The sequence below is a fragment of the Streptomyces sp. DSM 118878 genome (genome assembly GCF_052936595.1).
This window is the reverse complement of the sequence record NZ_CP193622.1, coordinates 5449500-5463389: the sequence shown is the minus strand read 5'-3', so window position 1 is coordinate 5463389 and position 13890 is coordinate 5449500. Positions and strand designations below refer to the sequence as shown.

Sequence of the window (13890 nt, the reverse complement as noted above, 5' to 3'; positions counted from 1 at the left end):
GCCCTGATCCGTCGACTCCCTCGCGTCGGAGCCCCGTACGCAGGACACTTGTGTCCGCCGGCGACTGTTGCACTCGGAGGGGGATCCATATGCGGGACAGCCATCGGGCCGAGGCCGAGCGGCTGTTGACACGGGCCGTGGAGGAGGAGGTGCGGCGCTCGGGCGGCCGGGTCGACGGGAGCGTGCTGCTCACGCGGTCGCGCGGCGCCCTGGACGCCATGGCGCAGACGGCCGCCGAGGAGTACGAGACGTACACGCGCGCGCTGGACGAGGCGGACGCGGGGCGGCTCACCTTCGGCCAGCGGTACGCCCGGGAGGGCGCGGGAACTCCACTGCTCGTGGCGGTGGTTGCCGCCGTCGCGGCCGGTGTCTCCGACCTCTCCTTCGGTACGGGCGCCGGTACGGCGCTGGGCACCGGCGCGGTCGTGGCGGTGGCGGGCGCCGCCGCCACGGTCCTGAAGGTCACGGCGTCCCATCTCCCCGCGGCGAGCCGCCGCGCCGGGGCGCTCAACCAGCCCGGCGGGCCCGAGCAGCTCAGGTTGCAGTGGCTGACCGCCCTGGAGGTGCGGGGCATCCGGCCCTTCCTCGACCAGCAGCGCGTCCTCGCCGCCTCCACGGGCACCAGGACGGCGAAGAAGACCCCGCCGCAGCTCCGCGGCACCGACAAGAGCGCGGCGGCGCGCCGGCGGTCCGTGCTCCAGCAGTCCTTCGAGCAACTTCCGCGGGTCGAGGGGCCCTTCGCGGGCCGCAGGACGGAGCTGGGGCGGATCGCCCAGTGGGTGCACGCGGCGCGGGCCAGCACCGACACGCGGCCCACGGTCGTCGTCCTGCACGGGGCGCCGGGCTCGGGCCGGTCCTCGCTCGCCGTGCGGGCGGCGCACGATCTGCGGGACCAGTTCCGCGGCGCGTGCGTGGTCGACCTGCGCGGCGACAACCCGCAGGAGACGCCGCTCTCCACGCGGGACGCGCTGCTGCATCTCCTGAACCGTCTTGGAGCCCCGCGCGAGCAGCTCCTCTTCCGCGAGCGGTCCTCGCAGGAACAGCAGGTCAAGCGGCTCAGCGAGCTGTACCACCAGTATCTGACGGGCGTCGCGGTGACGGTCGTCCTCGACGACGCCGCCGACGCCGAGCAGATCCGCACCCTGATTCCGGAGCGCTCCGACAGCCTGGTCCTGGTCACCGCGCGGGAGCCCGTCGAGCTCGCCGCCGACCTGCCCGCGTGGGTGCACTCGCTGCCCGTCGAGGCGCTGGACGAGGCGGGCGCCGAGCAGCTCCTGCGGGAGTCCGCCGAGGACCCCTCGGGCCCCTACGACGCCACTTCGGCGGACGCCATACGCGAGCTGTGCGGCGGCCTGCCGCTGGCCCTGCGCGCCGCCGGCTCCTCGCTGGGCCCCCGGACGCCCCGGCAGCTCGTCTCCGACCTGGCGGCGTACGGCCCCGCGGACAAGATCGGCCCCGTCGAGCGCGTCCTGTGGCTGCGCTACAACGACCAAGCCGAGCCCGCCCGGCGCCTGCTGCGGCGCCTCGCGCTCGCCGGGCGCGCTTCGCTCGGGCCCTCCGCCGCCGCCGCGCTGCTCGGCACGGACGAGCAGGAGGCGGCCCGGCTGCTCACCGCGCTCTCCCGCGCGGGCCTCGTCGACCGGCTCCGCGGCGGGCGCCACCGCCTGCACGACCTGGTCCGCGCCTTCGCGCAGGGCCGCCTCCTGGACGAGGAGGAGCCCACCGAGCGCACGGCGGCGCAGGAGCGGCTCATCGCGAGCTACGGAGAGCTGGCCGACACGGTGATCCGCCTGGTCGACGGCAAGACGTCCACCCGCGCCGACCAGGTCGGACAGCACGGCTTCGCCTCGCTCGACGCGGCGCTGCGCTGGCTGGACGACGAGTCGACGTTCATCACGGCGGCGCTGCGGCACGCCGAGGGCGTCGACCAGCGGGCCGTCCTCAATCTCCTGGGCGCCCTGTGCGACTACTGCCTGCTCCGCGGCGACCTGTACCGCCTCGGCGAGATCCAGGAGCTGACGCAGGCCATCGACCAGGGGCTGCTGGGCCGCAGCGTGCAGTGGCGCACCGGCATCGCGGCCCGCCAGCTCGGCGAGCTGGATCAGTCGCGTACGACGTTGAACTCCGTCGTCGACCTGTACTTCGAGGCCAACCAGGACGCCGCCGCGGCCCGTGCGCTCGGCTCGCTCGGCATCACGCTGCACCACCAGGGCAACCTCACCGAGGCCGCGGCCCGTCTCACCGAGGCCCTGGACCTCCAGGCCGCCGACGATCTCGCGGGCGACCGCGCCTGGACGCTGCACGCGCTCGCGGCGGTGGAGCGGGACCGCGCCCATCTCGCGCACGCCCTGGAGATGCTGGGGACGGCGCTGCGGCTGCACCGCGAGAGCGGCTCGGTGCACGGCGAGGCGTGGACGCACTTCCAGCTCGGCCAGCTCTGCCTGCGCATGGGTGACGTACCGCGTGCGGAGTCCGAGCTGCGGGACGCCCTCGACCGCTACGGCCGCACCCACGACGCGCGCGGCGAGGCCTGGGCCCTGACCCAGCTCGCGCGGGCCCGCCTGGTGGACGGCGATCCCTCGCCCGCGGTGGACGGCCTGCGCCAGGCGGCCTCGCGGCACCGCGACAACGAGGACGCGCGGGGCGAGGCATGGACCCAGTACTACCTCGGCCAGGCCCTTGAGGAGACCGGCGACCTCACCGAGGCGGTGCGGGAGCTGGAGCGGGCGCGCACGGCGTTCTCCCGGATGCGGGACGTGTACGGCCTGGCGTGCGCCAGGCACCACTCCGCGCGCGTCACCCGCGACCAGCGCGCCGCGCAGACCGGCTCCCTGCGCAACTCGGGCTTCGCCCGTCAGCTCCTGGTCGACGCCCGCGCCGACTTCCAGCGGATCGGCGTCGCGCACGGCGAGGCCTGGACGTGTCTGGAGCTGGTCGTCGTGGACGCGGGCAACACCCGTACGCAGCAGGCGCTGGCCCTCTGCGAGGAGGCGATCACGCTCTTCACCTCGTACGGCGACCGCCGCGGCGAGGACTGGGCCCGCTTCCTGCGCTGCACGCTACTGCCGTACGCCTCTCCCGGCGGCTGGGAGATCGGCACGGCGGTCGCCCAGGAGGAGCTGGCCCAGCTCGACCGCGCCGGCCATCCGACGCGCGACGGCAAGCTGGCCGAGTACGTCCGGGCGTACGGGCTCCTCCTGGAGCGGGGCGCCGACCTGGAGACGGGCTGGCAGGCCTGGCGCCTGGGCATGGTCCCGAGCCGGCACGCCCGCGAAGTCATGGGAGTGGACATGCCACGACCGAGCTGACGGCCCGGAGGGCCGCTACTTCCCGGTGTCGCCCGACTTCTTCGCGGACGAGCCGTCGCCGCCCGCCGCGGCGCCGACCGGCTCGTCCTTCTCGGGCTCGCCCCCGGACTCCTTGAAGTCGACCTTGCCCATGTGGCGGTTCATCGACTTCATGAGGACCCAGACGGCGAGGGCCATCACGGCGAAGACGATGAACCCGAGGACGCCGGGCGTCACCTTGTCGTCGTCGACCTCCTTGGCAAGAGGGACGAGATGCGTCATTGCCAGATGTACGTTCACGCTAGGCATTGTCGCGGATGCCCGCAAAGAGGTCGTCCTCGGGGAGGGAAGTATCGACGAGCGACTTCGCGAGCTCGTACTCCTCCGTCGGCCAGACCTCCCGCTGGAGCTCCATCGGCACCCGGAACCAGCCGCCCTCGGGGTCGATCTGCGTGGCGTGTGCGATCAGGGCGCGGTCACGGACCTCGTAGAAGTCGGCGCACGGGACGTGCGTGGTCAGCGTGCGCTCGACCCGCTCGAACTCGTCCCAGCGCTTGAGCCAGTCCCCGTACGGCGACTCCAGGCCGCGGTCGAGCATCGCCTGGTGCAGGGCCTCGGTGCGCGGACGGTTGAAGCCCTGGTTGTAGTAGAGCTTCTGCGGCTGGTAGGCCTGTCCGTACTCGCTCTCGGGGTACTTCTCGGGGTCCGCCGCGCCCTCGAACGCCACCATGCTGATCTTGTGGGTCATGATGTGGTCGGGGTGCGGATAGCCGCCGTTCTCGTCGTACGTCGTGATGACCTGCGGACGGAAGGAGCGGATCTGCCGCACCAGCTCACCGGCGGCCTTGTCGACGTCCTCCAGGGCGAAACAGCCGTCGGGCAGCGGCGGCAGCGGGTCGCCCTCGGGGAGCCCCGAGTCGACGAAGCCGAGCCACTCCTGCTTGACGCCGAGGATCTCGCGCGCCTCGTCCATCTCCTTCTTGCGCACCTCGTGGATGTGCTCCTGGATGTAGGAGTCGCCCTGGAGCTTGGGGTTGAGGATGTCGCCGCGCTCACCGCCCGTGCAGGTCACGACGAGCACGTCCACCCCCTCGGACACGTACTTGGCCATGGTGGCCGCGCCCTTGCTCGACTCGTCGTCGGGGTGGGCGTGCACTGCCATCAGTCGCAGCTGCTCAGTCAAGACTCGATCCTCAAGGTATTGGGCGCCCTCGTGCATCCGGCGCGGTCAGACGGTGCCGTCCCGCAGGGCGTCGTTGCGGGGCGGCGGTCGGGTGGCAAATGGAGGCTTCTATAGTGACGGAACCGGGGGGCGGAAAATTCCGGCATCCCCTGTTTCCTGGAGGACGATCATGGCGGCGGCGGGCTCGAAGCTCCCCGATGGGCTTCCCGAGGGACACCGGGACGAGGCTCCCACGGGCCGGTACGGCCGCTCCCGCACGGCCGACGAAGCCGCCGACCGCAAGCTGAAGATCGTGGGCTCCGTGCTCGGCGTGCTCATGCTCGGCGTCGTCGGCTGGTTCGGCTACGACTACATCAACGGGACGAAGCTCAGCGCCGAGGTCATCAAGTTCGACGTCGTTTCGGCCGAATCCGTCGAGGCCCACCTCGAAGTGCGCAAGGACGCCGGCGCCAAGGGCTACTGCACCCTGCGCTCGCAGGCCGAGTCCGGTGCCGAGGTCGGCCGCGCGGACTTCCGCTTCGACCAGCGCGCCGACCGCGTCGACAAGGTCGTCACCCTCCGTACGACGGGGAAGGCCACCAGCATCGAGCTGCTCGGCTGCCACGCCGACTGACGTAGCGGCTTTACGGCTCCCATCAGCGCCGACGTAAGTCTGACGACTTATGTCCTCCCTCTCGCGCGCCTGAATTGTTAGGCTCGTGGTTTCGCCCACCCGAGAAGGAACATCCTTCTGGGTAGGGCGTTGCTTTGTATTCCCAGTACCTACGAGGAGCACCTGTGACCCAGACCAGCGAGAACGTCACCTGGCTGACCCAGGAGGCGTACAACCAGCTCAAGGCCGAGCTGGAGTACCTGTCTGGTCCCGCGCGCACCGAGATCGCGGCGAAGATCGCGGCAGCGCGTGAGGAGGGCGACCTGCGCGAGAACGGCGGGTACCACGCGGCCAAGGAGGAGCAGGGCAAGCAGGAGCTCCGCGTCCGCCAGCTGACCCAGCTCCTGGAGACCGCGAAGGTCGGTGAGGCTCCGGCCGCCGACGGCGTGGTGGCGCCGGGCATGGTCGTGACCATCGCCTTCGACGGCGACGAGGACGACACGGTGACGTTCCTCCTCGCCTCGCGGGAGTACGCGAGCGAGGACATCGAGACGTACTCGCCGCAGTCCCCGCTGGGCACCGGCGTGAACGGCAAGAAGATCGGCGAGAACGCGCAGTACGAACTGCCGAACGGCAAGCTCGCCTCCGTCAAGATCCTCGCGGCCACGCCGTACCAGGCCTGAGGTCCGGCCGACGCTCAGAGAGGGCAGGGCTCCCGGCGCCACGCGCGCCGGGAGCCCTGCCCTCTCTCAGTGCCTGTGTATGACACAGGCTCTCAGGCCGTCGCCGAGCGGTACTTGCGCACGGCCAGCGTGCGGAAGAGCACGATGATCAGGACCGAGTAGATCACCGAGGCCCAGACCGGGTGCTCCATGGGCCAGGCCGAGGAGCCGGAGACGCCGGGGTTGCCGAAGAGCTCACGGCAGGCCTGGACGGTCGCGCTGAAGGGGTTCCAGTCGGCGACGTGCCGCAGCCAGGGCGTCATCTGGCTGGAGTCCACGAAGGCGTTCGAGATGAACGTGACCGGGAAGAGCCAGATCAGCCCGCCCGACGTGGCCGCCTCCGGGGTGCGGACCGACAGGCCGATGAGCGCGCCGACCCAGGTGAAGGCGTACCCGAGCAGGAGCAGCAGGCCGAAGGCGCCCAGGGCCTTGCCGATGCCCTCGTGGACGCGCCAGCCGACCATCAGCGCCACGATCGCGAGGACGAGCAGGGTCAGCGCGGTCTGCACGAGGTCGGCGATGGTGCGGCCGGTGAGGACCGCGCCGCGCGCCATGGGCAGCGAGCGGAAGCGGTCGATGAGGCCCTTGTGCATGTCGTCGGCGATACCGGCGCCCGCGCCCGCGGTGGCGAAGGTGACGGTCTGCGCGAAGATGCCCGCCATCAGGAAGTTCTTGTAGACGTCCGCGTTCGCGGTGTCGCCGATCTTCATCGAGCCGCCGAAGACGTACGTGAAGAGGATCACGAACATCACCGGCTGGACCAGCCCGAAGAGGATCATCTCGGGAATCCGGGTCATCCGGATCAGGTTCCGCTTGGCGACGACCAGGGAGTCCCTGACGGACTGGCCGATACCGCCCGCGGGCCTGGGACCCGCGCCGCGCACGGCGTCGGTGACGGTGCTCACTTGTCGGCCTCCTTGCCGTGCTTGGTCTTCGTACGGGTCTTGGCTTCCGCGCCGTCCGCGTCCTCCGCGCCGCCCTCGTCCGACAGCTCGGCGGCGTGGCCGGTGAGGGAGATGAAGACGTCGTCGAGGGTCGGGCGGCGCAGACCGATGTCGTCTATCTCGATGCCCCTGGCGTCCAGCTCGCGGATGACCTCGGCGAGCAGCTTGGCGCCACCGGTGACGGGCACGGTCAGCTTGCGGGTGTGCTCGGCGACGGCGACCTCGCCCTTGCCGAAGCCGCGCAGGACCTCCGAGGCGGTCGCGATGTGCTCGCGCTCGTGCACCACGACCTCGACGCGCTCGCCGCCGGTCCTGGCCTTGAGCTGGTCGGAGGTGCCGCGGGCGATGACGCGGCCGTGGTCGATGACGCAGATGTCGTGCGCCAGGTGGTCGGCCTCCTCCAGATACTGGGTCGTGAGCAGCAGGGTCGTGCCGCCCGCGACGAGCTCCTGGATGACCTCCCACAGCTGCTGGCGGTTGCGCGGGTCGAGGCCGGTGGTGGGCTCGTCCATGAACATGACGGGCGGCGACACGACGAGCGCGGCCGCCAGGTCCAGCCGGCGGCGCATGCCTCCGGAGTACGTCTTGGAGGGCCGGTCGGCGGCGTCCATCAGGTTGAACCTGTCGAGCAGCTCGGCCGCCCTGACCTTCGCCTCCTTGGCCCGCATCTGATAGAGCTGGCCGACCATCTGGAGGTTCTCACGGCCGGTCAGGTACTCGTCGACCGCGGCGAACTGGCCGGAGAGGCCGATCGAGCGGCGCACTTCGTTCGGGTGCTTGAGCACGTCGATGCCCGCGACGACGGCCTTGCCGCTGTCCGGTGTGAGCAGCGTCGTCAGGCAGCGGACCGCCGTGGTCTTCCCCGCGCCGTTCGGCCCCAGCAGGCCGAGCACCGTGCCTTCAGGGACATCCAGATCGACGCCGTCCAGAGCCCTTACGTCGCCGAAGGTCTTCACCAGACCTTCGGCGTAGATGGCGCCTGGCATGAGAGGCCTCCCCGTGATGAGTGATGTCGTGCAAGCGTGATGTGCAGCACACCATAACGCGATACATCGCGTTCGCGCGCCCTCTTTTCGGAAACTCGCCCGCCAGGGGTATCCGGAGTGCTCCGACGGGCGTACAGGGCCAGGCGGAGGCGGCTCGGCCCCGGTCAGCCGATGACCGTGTACCCCGCCGTCCGCAGCGCCGTCGCCACCTCGGAGCAGTGCTCCGGCCCCTTCGTCTCCAGGTGCAGTTCGACCTCCGCCTCCGTGAGGCCGAGGCGCGGATCGGTGCGCACGTGCCTGACGTCCAGGAGGTTGGCGTCCATCTCCGACATCACGCCGAGGAGGTTCGCCAGGGCGCCGGGGCGGTCCGTCAGGCGCAGCCGCAGCGAGAGGTAGCGGCCCGCCGCCGCCATGCCCCGGCGCAGGATGCGCTGCATGAGCAGGGGGTCCACGTTGCCGCCGGAGAGCAGCGCGACCACCGGGCCCTCGAACGCCTCCGGGCGGCTGAGCAGGGCCGCGACCGGGCTGGCGCCCGCCGGTTCGACGACCATCTTGGCCCGCTCGAGGCAGAGCAGCAGGGCGCTGGAGAGCTCGTCCTCGGAGACCGTGACGATCTCGTCGACCAGGTCGGCGACCAGACGGAACGGGACGTCACCGGGGCGCCCGACCTTGATGCCGTCGGCCATCGTCGCCTGGCCCGTGATCGACACCGGGCGCCCGGCCGCCAGTGAGGGCGGGTAGGCCGCGGAGCCCGCCGCCTGCACGCCGACCACCCGTACGTCCGGCCGCAGCGCCTTGACCGCCACCGCGATGCCCGCCGCGAGGCCACCGCCCCCCACGCCCACAACGAGGGTGCGCACCTCCGGGCACTGCTCAAGGATCTCCAGGCCGACCGTGCCCTGCCCGGCGATGATGTCGGGGTGGTCGAAGGGGTGGATGAACACCGCGCCCGTCTCGTCCGCGTACTCCTGCGCGGCGGCCAGCGTCTCGTCGACGACCTGGCCGTGCAGCCGCACCTCGGCGCCGTACTCACGCGTCGCGGCGACCTTGGGCAGCGGCGCGCCGGCCGGCATGAACACCGTGGAGCGCACGCCGAGCAGCGAGGAGGCCAGTGCCACGCCCTGCGCGTGGTTGCCCGCGCTGGCGGCCACCACACCGGCGGCGCGCTCCTCGGGCAGCAGGCCGGCGATCCGCACGTACGCCCCGCGCAGCTTGAAGGAGCCGGTCCGCTGGAGGTTCTCGCACTTGAGGTGCACCGGGGCACCGACGAGCTGCGACAGGTGCCTGCTGCCCTCCATCGCGGTCATGCGAGCCACGCCGGACAGCATCTTCCGCGCGCCGCGCACGTCGTCGAGGGTCACCGTCGGAAAGGAGTCAGGCGTGCGGAAGCTCATGACCGCAAGTCTTGCAGCCGACGACCGCGTCCTCGCGCGACGACCACGGGCCGAGACCGTTTGCCGCGTAGGTTTGCGCAGCGCAGGTACGGTCCGCCCCGTGGCCGCGTACCCTGTCCCCCAACCCACCGCCCTCGCATGAAGTGAGCCCCCGGCCATGCCCACAACTCCGGACATGACGACCGCCAGTGAACCCGGCCTTCTCGACAGCCTTCAGCACCAAGTGGCCGTCTTCGCCCGCCGGGCCGAACAGACCCGCCTCGGCGGCGTAGGCCAGGTCCGCAACTCCATGGACCGAGCCGCGTATCTGCTGCTCAACCGCCTCGACAAGGAAGGCCCCATGGGCGTCAAGGCGCTCGCCGCGAGCATGGGCATCGACTCGTCGACCGTCACCCGGCAGGTCGCCCCGCTGGTCGACACCGGGCTCGTGAAGCGCACCTCGCACCCCGAGGACGGCCGGGCCGTGGTGCTCCAGCTCTCGCCGCGCGGCCAGGCCAGGCTCGACGAGGTCCGCTCCTCGCGGCGCGAGCTGATGGCCGAGCTGACGCACGACTGGGGCCCTGAGGAGCGCGAGAGCTTCTGTGCGCTCCTCACACGCTTCAATTCCGCCCTCTCGGCGCGACAGACGTCACAGTCGACGCCCGGCGGAGAAGTTCCGGCCACTCCGGAGTCTTGACCCCGGCCCCGCGTTGGGCCTCATATGAGACCGGGATCCCCCTTCCTTCCGGCCGGGAGGCGCGGTGCGAGAACGGCAGGCGTTCCACGACGCCCGCCGTGCCCGGGAGTTCGAGGCGTTCGTCGCGGGCGCGGCAGGGCGGCTCCTCCATGCCGCCACGCTCCTCACCGCGGAGCTGCCCGACGACAACCCACGCGCGCGCCGCCTGCTGACGGCGGCCCTCTCCCACACGTACGCGACCTGGGACAGGCTGCGCGGCGAGGACCCGTACGACCGCACCCGGCAGCAGGTCGCCGTCCGCTTCGTGCGCGACTCCTGGCGCCGCCACCGCGGCCACGGCGGGGTCCTCGAACGGCTGAACCCCCAGGAGCGGCTGATCCTCGTCCTGCGGATGTACGAGGGCGTGGCCGAGGAACAGACCGCGGCGCTCCTCGGCCTGCCCACGGAACGCGTCCAGGTGATCTGTGCCCGGGCCATGGCGCGGGTCCTGCACCCGCCGCGAGGGCCCGCGCCCGCGCGGGCCCTCAGCAAGGCGGCGCCGTCATGAGCCAGTACGAGCGCAAGGAGGTCGCCGTCAGGCGCCTCCTGGAGGGCACACCGCCGTCCGTGCCGCGGGAGCTGTACGAGGAGGCGGTACGGCGCGGCGGACGCAGGCTGCGGCGGCGCAGGGCGGTGCGCGGGTTCCTGTGGTTCGCCCTGCTCGCCGCCGTCGTCGCCTTCACCGTGTGGGCCTGTGTCACGCAGCCGTGGGTGGAGCCGCCCACGGAGACGACTCCACCGCTGACACGCTGGTAGGGGCGGTCTTCGTGGGCGCGGTCCGCGGCTAGCCGAGCGCCTGCTGGAGGTCGGCGAGCAGGTCGTCCGCGGACTCGATGCCCACCGAGAGGCGCACCAGGTCGGCGGGGACCTCCAGGTCCGAGCCCGCCACCGAGGCGTGCGTCATCCGGCCCGGGTGCTCGATCAGGGACTCCACGCCGCCCAGGGACTCGCCCAGGGTGAACAGCTTGGCGCGGTTGCAGACCTCCACGGCCGCCTCCTCGCCGCCCGCCACACGGAAGGACACCATCCCGCCGAACGCCTTCATCTGCTTGGCGGCGATCTCGTGGCCGGGGTGCTCGGGCAGGCCCGGGTACAGGACGTGCGTCACGCGCGCGTGCCGGGACAGCATCTCCGTCACCCGGGTGGCGTTCTCGCTGTGCCGGTCCATGCGCACGGCGAGGGTCTTGATGCCGCGCAGCACCAGCCAGGCGTCGAAGGGCCCGGCGACGGCGCCCATCGCGTTCTGGTGGTAGGCCAGCTCCTCGCCGAGCGCCGCGTCGCTGACGACGAGCGCGCCGCCGACGACGTCCGAGTGGCCGCCCATGTACTTCGTCATGGAGTGCACGACGACGTCCGCGCCGAGCGCGAGCGGCTGCTGGAGGTAGGGGCTCGCGAAGGTGTTGTCGACGACCAGGCGCACACCGGCCTCGCGGGCGATCTGCGCGAGCGCCGCGATGTCGGTGATGCCGAGCAGCGGGTTGGAGGGGGTCTCCACCCAGATCGCCTTGGTGTGCTCGGTCAGCGCGGCCCGCACGGAATTCGGGTCCGAGGTGTCGGCCACCGACCAGTTGACGCCCCAGCGCGAGACGACCTTGTCGAAGAGCCGGAACGTGCCGCCGTAGGCGTCATTGGGGATGACGACGTGGTCGCCGGGGGCGAGCAGCGTACGGAGCAGGCAGTCCTCGGCCGCCAGTCCGGACGCGAAGGCGAGCCCGCGACGGCCGCCCTCCAGCGCGGCCAGGTTCTCCTCCAGGGCGGTCCGCGTCGGGTTCGCGCTGCGGCTGTACTCATAGCCGCCGCGCAGGCCGCCCACGCCGTCCTGCTTGTAGGTCGAGACCTGGTAGATGGGCGGGACGACGGCACCGGTGAGGGGGTCGGCGGTGTTGCCGGCGTGGATCGCCACGGTCTCGAAATTCTGCCTGCTGTACGAGTCACTCATGCGGCCCGAGCGTAGTGCGCCGAGGGACCTTCCGCCCGAGTCGGTCCGGTACGTCCCCGCAGGTTCGCCAATTGTCGGACCCGTCTGGTTCGCTTGGCCCATGGAGATTCTCTGGGTCCTGATGGCAGTGATCATGATCGGCGCGGTCCTCGGACCCGTCCTGCTGCGCAGGCGCGGTGGAATCCGGCAGGTCGCCCCGGGCTCGCCGGACGCCGCGGACCCTGCGGACTACGGCTTCCTGCGCCAGGAGGAGCTGGACATCCGCATGCCCGGCCCGGACGCCGACCTCCTCGAAGTGCTCGACCTCGTCCAGCGCACCCAGGAGTGGAAGGCGGCCTCGCAGCTCCTCGTGGGCACGGAGACCCACGGCGAGCAGCGGTGGCAGCGCGTGCAGGCCTTCGCGGGCGCGGCCTCCCTGGAGCTGCGTCAGCGGCCCGGCGGGGTGAGCGAGAACCCCGGCGGGCAGTGGCTGCGCGTCTGGCGGACGGAGGCGCCCAAGGACGCGGGAGGCGCCGCCGTGCACGCGGAGTTCCTGGTCCAGCAGGCGTGGCGGACCTCCACGCAGGGGACCGACGAGTTCCGGATCATCCTCGAGGAGGCGAAGGAGGCGTGCGCGCAGGCGGCGCTGCTCGCCCCCGGTGACCCCATTCCGTACATCATCGAGCTCTCCATCGCGCGCGGCCTCGCGTACCCCCGCGAGGAGTTCGAGCAGCTCTGGCTGAAGATCCTTGACCGCGCGCCCGCGCACATGGGGGCGCATCTGGCCGCGCTGCACTACTGGTGCGAGAAGTGGCACGGCTCCCGCGACCTCGCCCAGAGCTTCGCCGAGGCCGCCGCGGCCCGCGCGCCCCGGGCCTCCCTGCTCGCCGCGCTCCCCCTCTTCGCGGTCTACGAACACCTGCCCGAGGTCAACCTCGTCCGCGGGTTCTACGAGAGCGAGGTCGTCACCAAGGCCATAGAGGGCGCCCTCTTCGCGGTGCACGCCGCGCGCCCCGGCGACCCGATGCTGGCGCACGTCCGCCACCTCCTGGTCTTCTTCCTGGTCCGCTGCGAGCGCTGGGGCGAGGCCATGGCTCAGCTCGTCCACGTGGACGGCCACGTCGGCGCCCTGCCCTGGACCCTCTCCGCCGACCCGGCGGCGGACTACGCGATCTACCGCGCCCTGGCCGTCGCGGGCTACGAGGCGAACGGCGGCAGCCCGGCGACACTGCCGCACTGAGGTCGCGGGGCGCCGGCTGTCGCGCCCCGGGCTGCGGCCTCCGCCGGAATGCGAGCCGCCCTGACGGCGTTGTGCCGTAGGCAGCACCCCGTTCCATGGTTCACGGTCACGTACGAGGAGAGAGACCACATGATCTTCGGCCGCACGCCCGAGCTCCCCACTCCCGAGCAGGCGCTCAAGGGCCGGGCGACCCCGGAATTCGAGGTCCCCTCCCGCCACACGGTCCTCGGCAACCCCCTCCTCGGCCCCTACCCCGAGGGCCTGCGGACCGCGGACTTCGGTCTCGGCTGCTTCTGGGGCGCGGAGCGCAAGTTCTGGCAGACGGACGGCGTCTGGACGACGTACGTCGGCTACCAGGGCGGCTACACGGAGAACCCCTCCTACGAGGAGGTGTGCTCCGGCCTCACGGGTCACGCGGAGGTGGTCCGCGTGGTCTTCGACCCCGAGCGCGTCTCGTACGAGTCCCTCCTGAAGCTCTTCTGGGAGTCCCACAACCCGACGCAGGGCTTCCGCCAGGGCAACGACGTGGGCACGCAGTACCGCTCGGCGATCTACACGCACTCCCCCGAGCAGGAAGCGGCGGCGGAGGCGTCCCGTGACGCCTACCAGCAGGTCCTGACGGCCGCGAACCTCGGCCCGATCACCACGACGATCCTGCCCGCGGCCTCCCGCCCCCTCTGGCCTGCGGAGCCGTACCACCAGCAGTACCTGGACAAGAACCCCGACGGCTACTGCGGCATCGGCGGCACGGGCCTTGAGCTGGAGAGCCCCTCGGAGACGAACTGGGGTCGGGCTTGCCCGACGGGGATCGCGCCCGCGCCGGAGGCGAGCAAGTAGCACGTCCTGTGCACACGAGGGGACGGGTATGGCTGAACGCTTCGCCCGTGCCGGCTCACCCGGCCGGTGACC

14 protein-coding genes are annotated in these 13890 nt (G+C 71.8%); 8 read left to right on the top strand and 6 right to left on the bottom strand.

Annotated features, from left to right (window positions below; all coding sequences use genetic code 11):
- Positions 1-89 precede the first annotated feature (89 nt).
- Positions 90-3308, top strand: coding sequence for a tetratricopeptide repeat protein (locus ACRAKF_RS24415; protein WP_447039553.1), 3219 nt, complete (start codon positions 90-92; stop codon positions 3306-3308).
- 15 nt (positions 3309-3323) lie between these two features.
- Here the strand turns inward: ACRAKF_RS24415 and ACRAKF_RS24410 are convergent, their stop codons facing one another.
- Entirely contained in the window at positions 3324-3569 is a 246-nt protein-coding gene (locus ACRAKF_RS24410; protein WP_447042147.1) for a hypothetical protein, read from the bottom strand.
- A gap of 19 nt (positions 3570-3588) precedes the next feature.
- The gene (gene mca / locus ACRAKF_RS24405; RefSeq protein WP_447042145.1) at positions 3589-4449 is read right to left on the bottom strand and encodes a mycothiol conjugate amidase Mca; all 861 of its coding nucleotides are present in this window, start codon (positions 4447-4449) and stop codon (positions 3589-3591) included.
- Positions 4450-4639: 190 nt separating this feature from the next.
- Here mca and ACRAKF_RS24400 point away from each other — a divergent pair, with 190 nt between their 5' ends.
- Positions 4640-5083, top strand: a complete 444-nt coding sequence (locus ACRAKF_RS24400; protein WP_447039552.1) for a DUF4307 domain-containing protein — start codon at positions 4640-4642, stop codon at positions 5081-5083.
- 164 nt (positions 5084-5247) lie between these two features.
- Entirely contained in the window at positions 5248-5745 is a 498-nt protein-coding gene (gene greA / locus ACRAKF_RS24395) for a transcription elongation factor GreA (RefSeq protein WP_447039551.1), read from the top strand.
- A gap of 92 nt (positions 5746-5837) precedes the next feature.
- On the opposite strand, the gene ACRAKF_RS24390 is transcribed toward greA, so the two are convergent.
- The 3 genes from ACRAKF_RS24390 to ilvA all read right to left on the bottom strand — a co-directional run bounded on the left by ACRAKF_RS24390 (position 5838) and on the right by ilvA (position 9108).
- A complete protein-coding gene (locus tag ACRAKF_RS24390) occupies positions 5838-6689 on the bottom strand; it encodes an ABC transporter permease (RefSeq protein WP_447039550.1) in 852 nt (283 codons plus the stop codon).
- Positions 6686-7714, bottom strand: a complete 1029-nt coding sequence (locus ACRAKF_RS24385; RefSeq protein ID WP_447039549.1) for an ATP-binding cassette domain-containing protein — start codon at positions 7712-7714, stop codon at positions 6686-6688. Before ACRAKF_RS24385 ends, ACRAKF_RS24390 begins: the two co-directional genes overlap by 4 nt.
- Before the next feature lie 164 nt (positions 7715-7878).
- Positions 7879-9108 carry a threonine ammonia-lyase gene (ilvA, locus tag ACRAKF_RS24380; RefSeq protein ID WP_447039547.1) on the bottom strand — a complete coding sequence of 410 codons (1230 nt, stop codon included), beginning with the start codon at positions 9106-9108 and terminating at the stop codon, positions 7879-7881.
- Between the two features lie 157 nt (positions 9109-9265).
- On the opposite strand from ilvA, the gene ACRAKF_RS24375 reads away from it, so the two are divergent.
- The 3 genes from ACRAKF_RS24375 to ACRAKF_RS24365 all read left to right on the top strand — a co-directional run bounded on the left by ACRAKF_RS24375 (position 9266) and on the right by ACRAKF_RS24365 (position 10579).
- Positions 9266-9784, top strand: coding sequence for a MarR family winged helix-turn-helix transcriptional regulator (locus ACRAKF_RS24375; protein ID WP_447039545.1), 519 nt, complete (start codon positions 9266-9268; stop codon positions 9782-9784).
- Between the two features lie 64 nt (positions 9785-9848).
- Positions 9849-10331, top strand: a complete 483-nt coding sequence (locus ACRAKF_RS24370; protein ID WP_447039544.1) for a sigma factor-like helix-turn-helix DNA-binding protein — start codon at positions 9849-9851, stop codon at positions 10329-10331.
- Positions 10328-10579: a hypothetical protein gene (locus ACRAKF_RS24365; RefSeq protein WP_447039543.1), complete on the top strand. Its 252-nt coding sequence runs from the start codon at positions 10328-10330 to the stop codon at positions 10577-10579. The genes ACRAKF_RS24370 and ACRAKF_RS24365 overlap by 4 nt, the downstream gene beginning before the upstream one ends.
- A 28-nt stretch (positions 10580-10607) precedes the next feature.
- On the opposite strand, the gene ACRAKF_RS24360 is transcribed toward ACRAKF_RS24365, so the two are convergent.
- Positions 10608-11762 carry a cystathionine gamma-synthase gene (locus ACRAKF_RS24360; protein WP_447039542.1) on the bottom strand — a complete coding sequence of 385 codons (1155 nt, stop codon included), beginning with the start codon at positions 11760-11762 and terminating at the stop codon, positions 10608-10610.
- A 100-nt stretch (positions 11763-11862) separates the two neighbouring features.
- On the opposite strand from ACRAKF_RS24360, the gene ACRAKF_RS24355 reads away from it, so the two are divergent.
- Together ACRAKF_RS24355 and msrA are read left to right on the top strand one after the other, a co-directional pair.
- A complete protein-coding gene (locus ACRAKF_RS24355; RefSeq protein WP_447039540.1) occupies positions 11863-12981 on the top strand; it encodes a hypothetical protein in 1119 nt (372 codons plus the stop codon).
- Positions 12982-13110: 129 nt separating this feature from the next.
- A complete protein-coding gene (msrA, locus tag ACRAKF_RS24350; RefSeq protein WP_447039539.1) occupies positions 13111-13818 on the top strand; it encodes a peptide-methionine (S)-S-oxide reductase MsrA in 708 nt (235 codons plus the stop codon).
- Positions 13819-13890: the final 72 nt, after the last annotated feature.

Coding starts and splice junctions, on each gene's coding strand:
- ilvA (WP_447039547.1), bottom strand. CDS start 9,108: ATGAGCTTCCGCACGCCTGACTCCTTTCCGACGGTGACCCTCGACGAC.
- ACRAKF_RS24415 (WP_447039553.1), top strand. CDS start 90: ATGCGGGACAGCCATCGGGCCGAGGCCGAGCGGCTGTTGACACGGGCC.
- ACRAKF_RS24355 (WP_447039540.1), top strand. CDS start 11,863: ATGGAGATTCTCTGGGTCCTGATGGCAGTGATCATGATCGGCGCGGTC.
- ACRAKF_RS24400 (WP_447039552.1), top strand. CDS start 4,640: ATGGCGGCGGCGGGCTCGAAGCTCCCCGATGGGCTTCCCGAGGGACAC.
- ACRAKF_RS24365 (WP_447039543.1), top strand. CDS start 10,328: ATGAGCCAGTACGAGCGCAAGGAGGTCGCCGTCAGGCGCCTCCTGGAG.
- ACRAKF_RS24360 (WP_447039542.1), bottom strand. CDS start 11,762: ATGAGTGACTCGTACAGCAGGCAGAATTTCGAGACCGTGGCGATCCAC.
- msrA (WP_447039539.1), top strand. CDS start 13,111: ATGATCTTCGGCCGCACGCCCGAGCTCCCCACTCCCGAGCAGGCGCTC.
- ACRAKF_RS24410 (WP_447042147.1), bottom strand. CDS start 3,569: ATGACGCATCTCGTCCCTCTTGCCAAGGAGGTCGACGACGACAAGGTG.
- mca (WP_447042145.1), bottom strand. CDS start 4,449: ATGGCAGTGCACGCCCACCCCGACGACGAGTCGAGCAAGGGCGCGGCC.
- ACRAKF_RS24375 (WP_447039545.1), top strand. CDS start 9,266: ATGCCCACAACTCCGGACATGACGACCGCCAGTGAACCCGGCCTTCTC.
- ACRAKF_RS24385 (WP_447039549.1), bottom strand. CDS start 7,714: ATGCCAGGCGCCATCTACGCCGAAGGTCTGGTGAAGACCTTCGGCGAC.